The organism is Bradyrhizobium guangdongense, from assembly GCF_006483445.1.
GTDB lineage: Bacteria > Pseudomonadota > Alphaproteobacteria > Rhizobiales > Xanthobacteraceae > Bradyrhizobium > Bradyrhizobium guangdongense_A.
In genome coordinates, this window is the sequence record NZ_PPPT01000192.1 from 24,775 (window position 1) to 36,985 (window position 12,211).

General features: G+C 64.1%; 14 protein-coding genes. 5 read left to right on the forward strand and 9 right to left on the reverse strand.

Going from position 1 to position 12,211, the window contains the following annotated elements:
- Positions 1–18 precede the first annotated feature (18 nt).
- From C2U70_RS26410 to fliI, 6 genes are all read right to left on the reverse strand, one after another.
- Positions 19–957 (reverse strand): formylglycine-generating enzyme family protein, encoded by a 939-nt coding sequence (locus C2U70_RS26410; protein WP_140981558.1) that lies wholly within the window; start codon positions 955–957, stop codon positions 19–21.
- Between the two features lie 284 nt (positions 958–1,241).
- On the reverse strand, positions 1,242–2,207 hold the full coding sequence (locus C2U70_RS26415) for an AraC family transcriptional regulator (protein WP_246666870.1): 966 nt from the start codon (positions 2,205–2,207) through the stop codon (positions 1,242–1,244).
- 128 nt (positions 2,208–2,335) lie between these two features.
- Positions 2,336–3,244 carry an anti-sigma factor gene (locus C2U70_RS26420; protein WP_140981559.1) on the reverse strand — a complete coding sequence of 303 codons (909 nt, stop codon included), beginning with the start codon at positions 3,242–3,244 and terminating at the stop codon, positions 2,336–2,338.
- 36 nt (positions 3,245–3,280) lie between these two features.
- Positions 3,281–3,826: a sigma-70 family RNA polymerase sigma factor gene (locus C2U70_RS26425; RefSeq protein WP_140981560.1), complete on the reverse strand. Its 546-nt coding sequence runs from the start codon at positions 3,824–3,826 to the stop codon at positions 3,281–3,283.
- Between the two features lie 192 nt (positions 3,827–4,018).
- The gene (gene fliJ, locus C2U70_RS26430) at positions 4,019–4,438 is read right to left on the reverse strand and encodes a flagellar export protein FliJ (protein ID WP_140981561.1); all 420 of its coding nucleotides are present in this window, start codon (positions 4,436–4,438) and stop codon (positions 4,019–4,021) included.
- Positions 4,439–4,559: 121 nt separating this feature from the next.
- A complete protein-coding gene (fliI, locus tag C2U70_RS26435; RefSeq protein WP_140981562.1) occupies positions 4,560–5,885 on the reverse strand; it encodes a flagellar protein export ATPase FliI in 1,326 nt (441 codons plus the stop codon).
- 390 nt (positions 5,886–6,275) lie between these two features.
- Between fliI and ctrA the strand changes: the two genes are divergently transcribed.
- The 5 genes from ctrA to C2U70_RS26460 all read left to right on the forward strand — a co-directional run bounded on the left by ctrA (position 6,276) and on the right by C2U70_RS26460 (position 9,420).
- Entirely contained in the window at positions 6,276–6,977 is a 702-nt protein-coding gene (ctrA, locus tag C2U70_RS26440) for a response regulator transcription factor CtrA (protein WP_008138878.1), read from the forward strand.
- A 155-nt stretch (positions 6,978–7,132) separates the two neighbouring features.
- Complete coding sequence (locus C2U70_RS26445) at positions 7,133–7,537, forward strand: DUF350 domain-containing protein (protein WP_140981563.1); 405 nt, start codon at positions 7,133–7,135, stop codon at positions 7,535–7,537.
- 1 nt (position 7,538) lies between these two features.
- Positions 7,539–7,937, forward strand: a complete 399-nt coding sequence (locus C2U70_RS26450; protein ID WP_140981564.1) for a hypothetical protein — start codon at positions 7,539–7,541, stop codon at positions 7,935–7,937.
- A 67-nt stretch (positions 7,938–8,004) separates the two neighbouring features.
- Entirely contained in the window at positions 8,005–8,256 is a 252-nt protein-coding gene (locus tag C2U70_RS26455) for a hypothetical protein (protein WP_140981565.1), read from the forward strand.
- A gap of 3 nt (positions 8,257–8,259) precedes the next feature.
- Positions 8,260–9,420, forward strand: a complete 1,161-nt coding sequence (locus tag C2U70_RS26460; RefSeq protein ID WP_140981566.1) for a glutathionylspermidine synthase family protein — start codon at positions 8,260–8,262, stop codon at positions 9,418–9,420.
- 175 nt (positions 9,421–9,595) lie between these two features.
- On the opposite strand, the gene C2U70_RS26465 is transcribed toward C2U70_RS26460, so the two are convergent.
- The 3 genes from C2U70_RS26465 to C2U70_RS26475 all read right to left on the reverse strand — a co-directional run bounded on the left by C2U70_RS26465 (position 9,596) and on the right by C2U70_RS26475 (position 12,096).
- Positions 9,596–10,468, reverse strand: a complete 873-nt coding sequence (locus C2U70_RS26465; RefSeq protein ID WP_140981567.1) for a CheR family methyltransferase — start codon at positions 10,466–10,468, stop codon at positions 9,596–9,598.
- Positions 10,465–11,652: a protein-glutamate methylesterase/protein-glutamine glutaminase gene (locus C2U70_RS26470; protein WP_140981568.1), complete on the reverse strand. Its 1,188-nt coding sequence runs from the start codon at positions 11,650–11,652 to the stop codon at positions 10,465–10,467. The genes C2U70_RS26465 and C2U70_RS26470 overlap by 4 nt, the downstream gene beginning before the upstream one ends.
- Positions 11,653–11,730: 78 nt before the next feature.
- The gene (locus tag C2U70_RS26475; protein ID WP_008138864.1) at positions 11,731–12,096 is read right to left on the reverse strand and encodes a response regulator; all 366 of its coding nucleotides are present in this window, start codon (positions 12,094–12,096) and stop codon (positions 11,731–11,733) included.
- Between the last annotated feature and the right edge of the window lie 115 nt (positions 12,097–12,211).

Below are 12,211 nucleotides of genomic sequence, written 5' to 3' on the forward strand. Positions count from 1 at the left end.
CCGCCCAGGGATCAACCTCTACCGCCCCAATGTTCGCGCGACGCGCAAGCTCATATAGCTCATGCGGTTGGGGGAGCCAAACCAGATTCGTGCGGCCGAGCGGCGGGTCTGGAGCGAACGGGCTGCTGCGCCGCCGCGCAGGACGTGGCCGGCGCAATCCGCCTCGATCCAGGCAGACCCGTCCGTCGGCGCGCCGATGTAATTGCCATGCCAGCAATCCTCGACCCAGTCGTAGACGCCGCCATGGACTCCGAACAGGCCGAACGGATTGGCGCCCCCAGGCGTCGAGGCTAGCGTCATGCCTGCAACGATCCCGACATCGGCGATCAGATTGGCGCTTGCCGCATCGGCCTGACGCGGGTCGGCCATATCCCCCCACCAGAACGCCGTCGTGGTGCCGGCGCGCGTGACATATTCGCGCTCCGCCTCGCTTAGGAGCCGGTACGGCCGGCCGGTGCTGCGCGACAGCCACTGCACATATTCGCTGGCTTCCTCCCACAGGATGCCGGCAACGGGATCGCCTTCGTGTCCCGCCGAAGCGAGCTCTCGGCTGCAGCCCCGCGCCGCGACGCAGGCCTGCCATTCATCCAGCGTCACCGGCTGCCGGCCGACGCCGAAGCGCTGCACCGTCACAAGATGCTGCGGCCGTTCGTCGTCAACGCTGCCGATCTCATCTGAAGACGCACCCATCATGAAGGCGCCGTCGGGAACGACGATCATGTCGGGGCAGTGCGCGCATTCCCTGAACCGATCCTGCGGCCGCAGCGCCGCCTCCTCGCGACGCGACAGCGGCTTTGCGGCGCGCAAGTCGAGCACGGCGGCATTGCCGTTCCCGAGCGCAACATTCGTCGGAGATGCGATTGGAGATCCCTGTTGCAACGATTGCGCCATCACGTGCGGCGCTGTGAACACCAACAATGCAAGCAGGGCAAACGGCCGGACAATGATCCCGCCCATAGCACCCTCCTGGTCACGGCAGCGTGACCGTCAATGATCTGGTCAAAAAACGATCTTCAAAAATGTCCGCGGGCAATTCGCGAAAAACTCCTCGCTGACGGCACCGCAGCCCCAGCAATAGAGCTTACGATAGAATGTGATTGTTTCGAGTCGTCTTCGCAAGGCGATAAAATGGTTCCGTGCGAAACACTTTGCGCACTATCCCGTGCACATGGCGCGCCCAACATGTGGAGTCTACGCGCAGTGCGTGCGCCGATCACACTCACACTGAAGGATTGCAGCCGCTATCTAATGTCGCGCAGGTCGGATGGCGTCGCGCTGAAACGCTTGCGGAAGGCGCGGTTGAAGTATGACAAGTCGGAGAAGCCGGCGGAATGCGCGATGTCGCTGATCTTGCGGACGCGCGCCCGCGGATCCTGCAACAATTTGCGCGCCAGCAGCAGCCGCTGCTCGAGCACGAATTCAGTGAAGGTGGTGCCGGCCTGCTCGAACAGGCGCTGCGCCTGGCGCGGGCTCAGGCCGCAGCGCGAAGCGACACCGGCGAGACTGAGATCGTTGCGATCGAGCGCGGTCATCACGTCGGAGCGCATCAGGTCGAGACGCGCAGCCGATTGACCGCGACCGCGCGCAAGTGCGGCGTGCTCTTCGTCGGTGCCGAGCAGGAGGCCGACGAGATCGACCATATGCTGCGCGGTGAGACGCTGGCCGACCGCATCGAGATACGGCCCGTGATTGGCGGCGAGCGCGTGATAGCTTGAGATGGTCTCGGCGACAGCGCCATCGGAAAGCACCTGCGCGAGACGATCCTCGGCGCGCGGATTGATGTCGAGCAGCGCCTTGCGCGGCATGCGGATCGTCGTGAAGCGGTCGTCATCGGTGTGACCGACGCTGCCTGTGGCACTCATGTCGGCGAGCACCATCTGAGACGGTGCGAGTTCGATCGCCTGCCCGTTCTGCTGGACCCGGACATTGCCTGCATGCGCGGCGATCAGCACGAGATCGTCGCAACCGTCGGACAGCGCATCTTGCGTGCGCGTGAATTTTGCGGAGGCGCCTTCTGGAATCGCCAGCGTGACGTTGCCGACGAGGCTGATCTGCAGCCGGCTCTCGATCGTCTCGCCACGGCTTGGCGCAACGTCCAGCCCACAACGGCCGCAGGCCCGGTCGCGCCATTCCTCGAAGGCCGGCCCGCGCGGCAGGCCCGCATATTGATGGTGGAAGATGCGCGGTGTCCGCGTTGAATCCAGCATGATCTCTCGCCCCTTCATTGCGCGAATTTGACGCAACGAAACGGGAAGAGGTTCAAATGAGGGAGATTGTCATCGGGCGACGGGAAATATGGACTGGAGCGACATGCCCATATCTTTGTTCCGAAGGGTTATTTCTTCGCAGGCGCCTGCGGCGGGGACGGCGGGACCGTTTCGATCAGCTTGCCGGAAAACACCGGCGCCGAGGTCGGCTGACCGCTGGGGGAGCCGCCGGCGGGCTCGACGGTGACGGCGTAGGTCGCGGCGTTGATCACGTCGGCGTCGTAGGACGACAGCACCGGCCGTGCGGTGAAGTCGCCACCGCCGATCACGCCGAGCGAGCGAGGGCGCGGCAGCTTGTCGGAGATCAGCCAGAGTTCGTAGCTCTTGCCGGCCTCCGGCGTCGCGCCAACCTTGCGCACGGTGAAATTCTTGGTGGCGCCGTCGATGGTGAGAATGAAAGCGGGGCCGCCGCTCTGACCCTGCAACAGCGCAACATATTGCGAGGCGGATGCGAGCGGCGCGGCAGGCGTCTTCACCTCGACCGTCTGAATGCGCGGCGCGGGACGGATCGCGCCCGGCAGCGCGTCGGGCTTGAAGACCTCGAGCCCCAACGTCACAAGCAGCGCCGCCGCAAGCGCGCCGATGGCCGAGGCGATATTGCGCCAGCGCTTCACGCGGCTTTCGAGATAGATGACGTTGGTGTCGTCGACGATCGGGACCTGACGGATCGCATCGAAGTCGGTCGGCTTGACGTCTTCGACCGGCGGCGGCGGCGGCGCCTCCGGCAGCACCAGCGGCTCCTGGGGCGCGGCGGTCTGCCCGATCGCGGCCTTGATATTCTCCCACACGATCGGGCGCGGCTCGACCGAACCCACCATCTGGTTGAGCACGCCGAGCCGGAATTCCCACGCATGCACGATCGTGGTGAACTCCTTGTCCACCGCCATCATGGTCTCGACCTGCGCGCGCTCCTCGGCATCGAGCGTGCCGAGCGCATATTCCGCAGCGAGCGCGATATGGTCCTCCGTGTAGGCCATCAACGACAGTCCAAGCTCCTCACAGTCCCTGTCTCCTTACAGACCGAGACATTCCCGAATATCCATCATGCTTCGCCGCAGCCAGGTCTTCACCGTGTTGACCGGCGCTGAAAATTTCTCGGCCAGTTGCTCGCGGCTCCAGCCGTTGTAGTAGGCGAGCAGCACGAGCTTCTGACGGTCCGGCTCGAGCCGGCCGACGCATTCCAGGAGCCGTTTCAGTTCCTCCGTCATCTCGCGGCGCGCCAGGGGATCGGGGCTGTCGGCGGCAACTTCCATCGCCGCGGGTTCCTCCTCGATCGAGGACTCCGTCTTTTTGCGCACCAGATCAATCGCGCGATTGCGCGCGATCGACGCCATCCATGTGATCGGCGACGACAAGGCCGGATTGAACTGGCCCGCGTTGTGCCAAATCTTGACGTAGGTCTCCTGAACGACCTCCTCTGCAAGATCCTGTCGACGCAAGATACGGAGCACGACGCCAAAGAGTTTCGCGCGCGTGGCGCCGTAGAGCCGCTCGAAAGCCGCCTCGTCGCCCTTCGCAACCGCTGCGATCAGCCAGACCAGCTCCGCTGGCGTCAGCATTCAGTCCCCCAAGCCACACCTGAAGTCGCCAACCTGCGCCCTGCGTTTCCCGCAAGGCCCTCCGTCACTTGCTACCATAGCGCGCGGAAAAGCCCGCCACCAAGGGGCGGACGGCCACACTGTGGACATCAAATGCAAAAACCCAGGCCCTGAGGCCCGGGTTTTCCAATTCGCTGAGTTCCAAGGGTGCCTTTAGGCGATGGCGCCCATCCGGGCCCGCATCAGGCCGATGCTGTCAAGATCGGCCTGCTCGCGGGCGTTCTCTTCGGCGCGCTCGCGGGCCTGGTCGCGCTCGTCCAGGAGCTCGACCTTCTTCATTTCCTCAAAGGCTTCGCCGAGTGCGGCCTTGGCTTCCTCGAGCTGGCCCTTGAGCTCGTCGGCCGAGCGGGTCAGGTTCTCGCGGCGCTGGATCGCAGCCTTGGCATAGGTCGGGTAAGCGAAATGCGAGGGATCGTTGATCCCGGCGCGCTCCTGCTCGGTCAGGATCTCGCGCTCGAGATCGGTCGACATGCGCTGGAAGTCAGCGATCATGCTTTCGATCTGGGCGACCCTGCGGCGCTTCTCGTCGACCTGAAATTTCTTCAGGCGGATGAGGGTTTCACGTGACTTCATCGACTCGTACTCCCCAGAAGTCCCCTAGCTGCGCGTGGGACAACACCGGTCGCCCCATAGGCCACAAGTTGGGCCCCGACCGGCTTTGCTACTCTGTGGGGCGGATGATGGCCTGACAAAGTTAGCGTTCCGTTTCCAAATTGCTCAGGATTTGCGCCAATTGGCGGTATCCGTCGGCCAGCGAGGCGCTTTCGTCCTTGCGCTGTCGCAGGAAGGCCTCCAGCGGCTCGTGCAGCCGGATCGCCTCGTCGACCTCGGGGCTCGAGCCGGCACGATAGGCCCCGAGCCGGATCAGTTCCTCCATGTCGGCATAGGTCGCCATCACCTGCCGCGCCTTCTGGATGGTCGGCCAGAACTGCGGATCGGCCGATTTCGGCATGGTGCGGGAGACGGATTTCAGGATGTTGATGGCGGGGTAGCGGCCGCGCTCGGCAATGGAGCGCTGCATCACAATATGGCCGTCGAGGATGCCGCGGACCGCATCCGCGATCGGCTCATTATGATCGTCGCCGTCGACCAGCACCGTGAAGATCGCGGTGATGGCGCCTGTGCTCAAGCCCGGGCCTGCGCGCTCCAAAAGTTTTGGCAGTTCAGTGAAGACGGTCGGCGTGTAGCCCTTGGCGGTCGGCGGCTCGCCGGCCGACAGGCCGATCTCGCGCTGGGCCATGGCAAAGCGCGTCACCGAGTCCATCAGGCACAGCACGTCCTTGTCCTCGTCGCGGAAATATTCGGCGACGGCGAGCGTGAGATACGCGGCCTGACGACGCATCAGCGCCGGCTCATCCGAGGTCGCGACCACGACGACGGATCGCGCCAGGCCTTCCTCGCCGAGATCGTCCTGCAGGAACTCCTGCACCTCGCGGCCGCGTTCGCCGATCAGTCCGATGACGCTGACATCGGCATCGACGTTACGCGCGAGCATCGAGAGCAGCACGGATTTGCCGACGCCGGAGCCCGCAAAGATGCCCATGCGCTGGCCGCGGCAGCAGGTGAGGAACGTGTTCATCGCGCGCACGCCGAGATCGAGCGGCGCGCCCACGCGCATGCGCGAATGCGCCGGCGGCGGTGCGTTGCGGAACGGCATCGGCGACGGCCCCTGCGGCAGCGGCCCCTTGCCGTCGATCGGCTCGCCGAGCGCATTGACGACGCGGCCGAGCCAGGCCGCGCAGGGCCGCACCTGGTTGGCAGCGTTTGCGATGACGGCCTTGCAGCCGCGCCGCACGCCTTCCAGTCCTGCGAACGGCATCACGACAGCGTTGTTGCCGGAAAAGCCGATCACCTCGCAGGGAATCGAACGGCTGGCACCGGTCTCGATGACGAGCCGCGCGCCGACCGACATCGCGTGGATTGGGCCGGCGACCTCGACCATCAGGCCGCGCACGCCGACGACGCGCCCGTATATATTGACGCCGTCGATATCGCCGATCTGCTCGGCCAAGGCCTTCATGGAAACGCCCTCCAGGGTGCGTTCATGGCGAAACCCTTAAATTTCGCCATATTTCTGAACGGCGCTTAACTCCGTGTTTACCCGCATCATTAATCATTGCGTCACTGTCTTTGTGACTGAGCGTCCGCCCTTCAGAAGAAGGGGAGTCGCAAGAGTCGGTTAGGCCCGTCTCTTAAAGCGGAACTTGAACGGGATTGGGTGACAAAAGCTGCTTCTTACGCAACATCTTAGGGCGATTCGACAAAAATTGCACCGCGAGGTCTTGCGTTCCGGAATCAGACTTTGTTAACCATGTCCAGTCAGGATCCGAATCAGTTGTTCAAAGGCGTTTGTTGAGTGCCGCGAATGCGGCCGACCTGACGCCCGGAGCGGCGACTATGGGGAACTGGCATGCGCGTTTTGCTGATTGAAGATGACAGCGCCGTCGCGCAGTCGATCGAGCTGATGTTGAAGTCTGAGAGCTTCAACGTCTACACGACCGATCTGGGGGAAGAAGGCGTCGATCTCGGTAAACTATACGATTACGACATTATCCTTCTCGACCTCAACCTGCCCGACATGTCCGGCTACGACGTGCTCAAGCAGCTCCGGGTCTCCAAGATCAAGACACCGATTCTGATCCTCTCCGGCCTCGCCGGCATCGAGGACAAGGTCAAGGGTCTCGGCGTCGGCGCCGACGACTACATGACCAAGCCCTTCCATAAAGACGAGCTGGTGGCCCGCATCCACGCGATCGTGCGCCGCTCCAAGGGCCATGCCCAGTCGGTCATCCAGACCGGCGACCTCGTCGTCAACCTCGACACCAAGACGGTGGAAGTCGGCGGCCAGCGCGTGCATCTGACCGGCAAGGAATACCAGATGCTGGAGCTGCTCAGCTTGCGCAAGGGCACGACTCTCACCAAGGAAATGTTCCTCAACCACCTCTATGGCGGCATGGACGAGCCCGAGCTGAAGATCATCGACGTCTTCATCTGCAAGCTCCGCAAGAAGCTCGCCAACGCCTCCGAAGGCCGCAACTTCATCGAGACCGTGTGGGGCCGCGGCTACGTGCTGCGCGAGCCGCACGAGCACGAAGAGCGCATCCCGGCGTAAAGCCATTCTGTCGCGAGTTCCAAAGGGGCTCGCTCCTCCCGACTGGACCCCGCCGCAAACGGCGGGGTTCTCGTTTTTGGGGCCTGGTTCGAAGCCTTAAGACTTGAACCGCTATCCTCCCGAGCCCGACCAATGGTCGCCGGCAAGGGGGTACGATGATTCTGCAATCGCTCGCGGGGCTGCCCGCCTTTCTGGTCTATTTCTGCACCGGGCTGGTCGCGATCGTAGCGTATCTGTTCGTCTACACCCGCATCACGCCGCACAACGAGTTCCAGCTCATCCGCGACAACGATCCGGCCGCCGCCATCGCGCTTGGCCTGAGCCTGCTCGGCTTCGTGGCGCCGCTGGTCAGCGCCATCGCGCATTCCGCCAACGTGTTGGACTGCCTGATCTGGGCATTCATCGCACTGATCGTCCAGGTCATCGTGTTCTATCTGGTGCGCGTCCCGGTGCCGAACCTGTCGGAGCGGATCGCCGCCGGCGAGCTTGCGCCGGCGATCTGGCTGGGGCTGGCCTCGCTCGCCGCGGGCCTCCTCAACGCCGCCTGCATGATCTACTGACATGACCGAGAAGCCCTCCAGCAAGGATTTTGGCAAGCGGCGGCCGCGGCTGCCCGCACCGCTGCAGCTGCCGCAGCAAGAGCCGACCAAGCGCTCCGGCCACGTTGCGCTGCTGGTGATGGGCACGATCGCGGTCGGCTCCACGGCTTTCATGCTGATGCCGAGCCAGAACTGCGACCCGCCCGCGCCCGGCATGGCGGCGCAGTCCTCGACCAACTGCTCGACGCGCAGTTCGTCCGGCAGCGGTGGCTCCTCGCACTGGTCGTCGCGCTCGAGCTACTTCAGCGGCGACTCCTCGAGCCATTCCTCGTCCGGCTCATCGGACGGCGGCTCTGGCGGCGTGACGCGCGGTGGCTTCGGCTCGTTTGCGCATGGCTTTGGCTTCTCCGGCGGCGGCTGAGGCGCGAAGCCGTGAATTCACGCAGCTCGCCCTGTCTGCTTAAGTGGCGCCAAGGAGGAGACGCCGCATGAAACGCTCACGAAGGGTCCTGCTCACCATGATGGGCAGTGCCGCGGTCAGCGCGGTCTCGATGGGAATGGTCCGCCGCCCCTATGACTGCGGACCCGGCATGACGGCCGTTCCCGGCATCGACGGCAGACCCTATTGCCGTCCGACCTATGGCGGCTTCGGCGGCACGCTGCATCGCTTTCACGGACATGGCGGCCAGGGTCATGGCGGGCATGGACATGGCGGCCACGGCCACGGTGGCGGCGGGTAACTCATGCGGCGCATCACCTGTCCCGAGCGCGATGACTGGCAGCAAACCGCCGAGCAATGCGGCTTCGACTTCCACACCATCGACGGCGAACGCTACTGGGACGAGCGCGCCTATTACGCCTTCACGCTGGACGAGATCGAGCGCAGCATCGAGACGCCGACCGGCGAGATCGATGCGATGTGCGTCGAACTCGCCGGTCGCATCGTGAGGGACGAGCGCTCTCTGCAACGATTGAAAATCCCTGACACATTCTGGAGTCTGATCGTCGAGAGCTGGGAGCGCGACGATCGCAGTCTCTACGGACGCCTCGACCTGAAATTCGACGGCAACGGTCCCGCAAAGCTGCTCGAATACAACGCCGACACGCCGACCTCGATCTTCGAGGCCGCGGTGTTTCAATGGACCTGGCTGGAGCAAGCGATCGAGCGCCGCATCATCCCTGCACGCGCCGACCAGTTCAACTCGATCCACGAGCGATTGATCGAGGCCTGGAAGGAGATTGCGCCCGGCGCGCATCTGCACCTCACCGGCACCACCGGCAATGAGGAGGATGCCGGCACGCTCGCCTATCTCGAGGACACCGCGCGGCAGGCGGGACTTTCGACGACGCTGCTCGACATCGAGGACATCGGCTGGCGCGACGATGGCGGCGGTTTCGTCGATCTCGACGATCGCGACATGACGCGCGTGTTCAAGCTCTATCCCTGGGAGTGGATGTTTCACGACGCCTTCGGCGCCAAGCTCAGCACGGCGCCGACGCGCTGGATCGAGCCACCATGGAAGGCCGTGCTCTCCAACAAGGGCATTTTGCCGCTGCTCTGGGAGGCATTCACCAATCATCCAAATCTGCTGCCGGCCTTCTTCGAGGACGATCCGCGCGCAGCCGAACTCGGCAGCTCCTATGTGCGCAAGCCTCTATTGTCGCGCGAGGGCGCCAATGTGACGCTGGTCTCGGGCGGCCACTCGCTCGATGAGCACGCCGGCCCCTACGGCGCCGAAGGCTTTGTGCGCCAGGCCCTGTCGCCGCTGCCGAACTTTTCCGGCAACTATGCGGTGGTGGGAAGCTGGCTGGTGAACCACGAGCCGTGCGGACTCTCGATCCGCGAGGACGAAAGTCCGATCACCGGCAACGGCTCGCGCTTCTTGCCGCACGCGATTTTGTGAGGATGATTCTTCTTTCCCTCTCCCCTTGTGGGAGAGGGTGGCTCGCCGCGATAGCGGCGAGACGGGTGAGGGGTCTCTCTCCGCGATTGACCACTCGTGCATGAACTCGGTGAAGCAACCCCTCATCCGGCGCTGCGCGCCACCTTCTCCCACAAGGGGAGAAGGAAGAAAGCACTCACCTCGCCGCGGCGACCTTCATGCCCGAGAATAGCGGCGCGCCGGCGGGCCGTGCACCGCGGACCGGGTTGATCTGGTAGAGGCCGCGGCGGTCGGCGACGGGACGGAAGGCATCGGTGATGCCGACGACGGATTCGGCCGCACCGAGCAGCAGCGTGCCGTCCGCTTCCAGACACTTCGCCATGCGTTCGAAGATCACGCCCTTGGTGTCCTGGTCGAAATAGATCAGGACGTTGCGGCAGAAGATGACGTCGAAGCTACCGAGATGGGAGAAATCCTGCAGCAGGTTGAGCTGACGGAACTGCACCATCGAGCGGACGTCGGGATTGAGCTGCCAGATCTCGCCGGACTGCGTAAAGTATTTCACCAGCAGTTGGATCGGCAGGCCGCGCTGCACCTCGAACTGGCTGTAGATGCCGGCCTTGGATTTTTCCAGCACCTCCTGCGAGAGATCGGTGGCGACGATCTCGATGCGCCAGCCGGCGAGAGACGCAGCCTTCTCCTTCAGGCACATCGCGATCGAATAAGGCTCCTGCCCGGTCGACGACGCCGCCGACCAGATTCGCAGCGATTTGCGCGCGGCGCGCGCCTGGATCAGTCCGGGCAGAATCGTGTCGCGCAGATGATCGAACGGGACCTTGTCGCGGAAGAAGAAGGTCTCGTTGGTGGTCATCGCCTCGACCACGTCGGTCGTGAGCTTGCCGTCGCCGCCCTTGATCTTCTGTACGAGGTCGGGGATGCCGCCGAGCCCCGCCTTGCGGGCAAGCGGCAGCAAGCGGCTCTCGACGAGATATTGCTTGTCGGCGGAGAGATCGAGACCGGAGCGCTCTTTCAGGAACTTACGCAAAAACTCATAGTCCAACGGCGTCACGAACGATCTCCCGCAAACAGGCGATTGACTTTGGATCCGATCTGATTGAGCGGAAGGATCGCAGCACAGATACCGGCATTGGCGGCGGCGCCCGGCATGCCCCAGACGACGCTGGTGGCTTCGTCCTGCGCGATCACGCTGCCGCCGGCGGCAACGATGTCCTTGCCGCCACGCATGCCGTCCGAGCCCATGCCGGTGAGAATCACGGCCAGAATGCCGCCGTGCCAGATGTCGATGGCCGAGGTGAAGAGCGGATCGACCGCGGGCTTGCAGAAGTTGACGGCGGGGCCGTCATCGAGCGCGATCGCAACGTCGGCGCCGGAGCGCACCACGCGCATATGCTTGCCGCCGGGCGCGAGATAGATGTGGCCGGGCTTCACGGCTTCGCCGTCGATGCCTTCATGCGCGGGACGGCGGCTCGAACGCGCCAGATGCTCGGCGAGAATCGTGGTGAAGGTCGGCGGCATGTGCTGGGTGATCAGCACCGGGAAACGATCGATGACAGGACCGAGCTCGGTCACCAGCGTCATCAACGCCTGTGGGCCACCGGTCGAGGAGCCGATCAGCAGCACCTTCGGCGCCTGCGCCGAGAACGAGCGCTTGACCAGCGACAGCGGCGAGGCCGCCGGTGCGACAGGTGCCGGCGCAGCCGAGCGCGCGGCGGGCTCGCGTGCAACCGGCACCGGGCTCGCAGGAGCCAGCGGCGGGCTGGAGACCGCCGGCTTCCTGCGGAGCCGCGCACCGAGATGGCGGATCTTCTGGATCAGATCGTGGTGAAAGATGTCGGCGGCCGAGGTCTCGCGCGTCGATTCCGGCTTCGGAATGTAGTCGGCGGCACCGAGCGAGAGTGCCTTGAAGCTGATCTCCGCATTGCGGCGGGTCAGCGTGGACGCCATGATGATGACGAGGTCGCGCTTCTTGGCGAGGAGCTGCGGCAATGCCGAGATGCCGTCGAGCTCGGGCATTTCGATGTCGAGCACGGCGACATCGGGGTTGATGCGTTCGAGCTGGTTGACCGCTTCGAGCCCGGTACGCAAGGAAGCCACGACCTCCATGTCATGCTCGGCGCCGATCCAGCGCGAGATCAGGCCGCGGATGACGACGCTGTCATCGACGACCATGACGCGCAGCGGCCCTTCACGCGACGGGCTCACCGACGAACTCCCTGCAAACGCAACACTCATTACTCACCAAACTGCGACTGAAACGGCTACTGGAAACGAACGCCGAAGACCGTTCAGCCTCCGGAGTGGAGCGCGAACCTAAATCAGTCCCACTTCCTGGAACTTCGCCGTCACGATGTCCTTGTCGAACGGCTTCATGATGTACTCGTTGGCACCCGCATGCAGCGCGCGCGCGATGTGGGCGACGTCGTTCTCGGTGGTGCAGAACACCACCTTCGGCTGGTCGCCGCCGGGCATGCGGCGCAGATGGCCGAGGAATTCATAGCCGTCCATGATCGGCATGTTCCAGTCGAGCAGCACCGCATCGGGTAGACCGCGCTTGCAGGCTTCCAGAGCCTTTTCGCCATCCTCGGCTTCGAGGATCTGGAAATCCAGGCCTTCCAGGATCCGGCGCGCAACCTTGCGGATGACGCTGGAATCATCGACGACGAGACAAGTTCTCATGTGAGCCTCTATTTCCTATCCCGAACGGGACACTTCCAAATTGCGAACCGGTCGTTGCCGACCGTCGTCTGCTCAAGCCGCCATCATCTCCGGCGCGAGCTCGAGGACGCGATCG

What these genes read in the sequence shown, in the direction of transcription:
- C2U70_RS26410 (WP_140981558.1), bottom strand. Translation starts at nt 957, where the DNA reads ATGGGCGGGATCATTGTCCGGCCGTTTGCCCTGCTTGCATTGTTGGTG.
- C2U70_RS26415 (WP_246666870.1), bottom strand. Translation starts at nt 2,207, where the DNA reads ATGCTGGATTCAACGCGGACACCGCGCATCTTCCACCATCAATATGCG.
- C2U70_RS26420 (WP_140981559.1), bottom strand. Translation starts at nt 3,244, where the DNA reads ATGGCCTACACGGAGGACCATATCGCGCTCGCTGCGGAATATGCGCTC.
- C2U70_RS26425 (WP_140981560.1), bottom strand. Translation starts at nt 3,826, where the DNA reads ATGCTGACGCCAGCGGAGCTGGTCTGGCTGATCGCAGCGGTTGCGAAG.
- fliJ (WP_140981561.1), bottom strand. Translation starts at nt 4,438, where the DNA reads ATGAAGTCACGTGAAACCCTCATCCGCCTGAAGAAATTTCAGGTCGAC.
- fliI (WP_140981562.1), bottom strand. Translation starts at nt 5,885, where the DNA reads ATGAAGGCCTTGGCCGAGCAGATCGGCGATATCGACGGCGTCAATATA.
- ctrA (WP_008138878.1), top strand. Translation starts at nt 6,276, where the DNA reads ATGCGCGTTTTGCTGATTGAAGATGACAGCGCCGTCGCGCAGTCGATC.
- C2U70_RS26445 (WP_140981563.1), top strand. Translation starts at nt 7,133, where the DNA reads ATGATTCTGCAATCGCTCGCGGGGCTGCCCGCCTTTCTGGTCTATTTC.
- C2U70_RS26450 (WP_140981564.1), top strand. Translation starts at nt 7,539, where the DNA reads ATGACCGAGAAGCCCTCCAGCAAGGATTTTGGCAAGCGGCGGCCGCGG.
- C2U70_RS26455 (WP_140981565.1), top strand. Translation starts at nt 8,005, where the DNA reads ATGAAACGCTCACGAAGGGTCCTGCTCACCATGATGGGCAGTGCCGCG.
- C2U70_RS26460 (WP_140981566.1), top strand. Translation starts at nt 8,260, where the DNA reads ATGCGGCGCATCACCTGTCCCGAGCGCGATGACTGGCAGCAAACCGCC.
- C2U70_RS26470 (WP_140981568.1), bottom strand. Translation starts at nt 11,652, where the DNA reads ATGAGTGTTGCGTTTGCAGGGAGTTCGTCGGTGAGCCCGTCGCGTGAA.
- C2U70_RS26475 (WP_008138864.1), bottom strand. Translation starts at nt 12,096, where the DNA reads ATGAGAACTTGTCTCGTCGTCGATGATTCCAGCGTCATCCGCAAGGTT.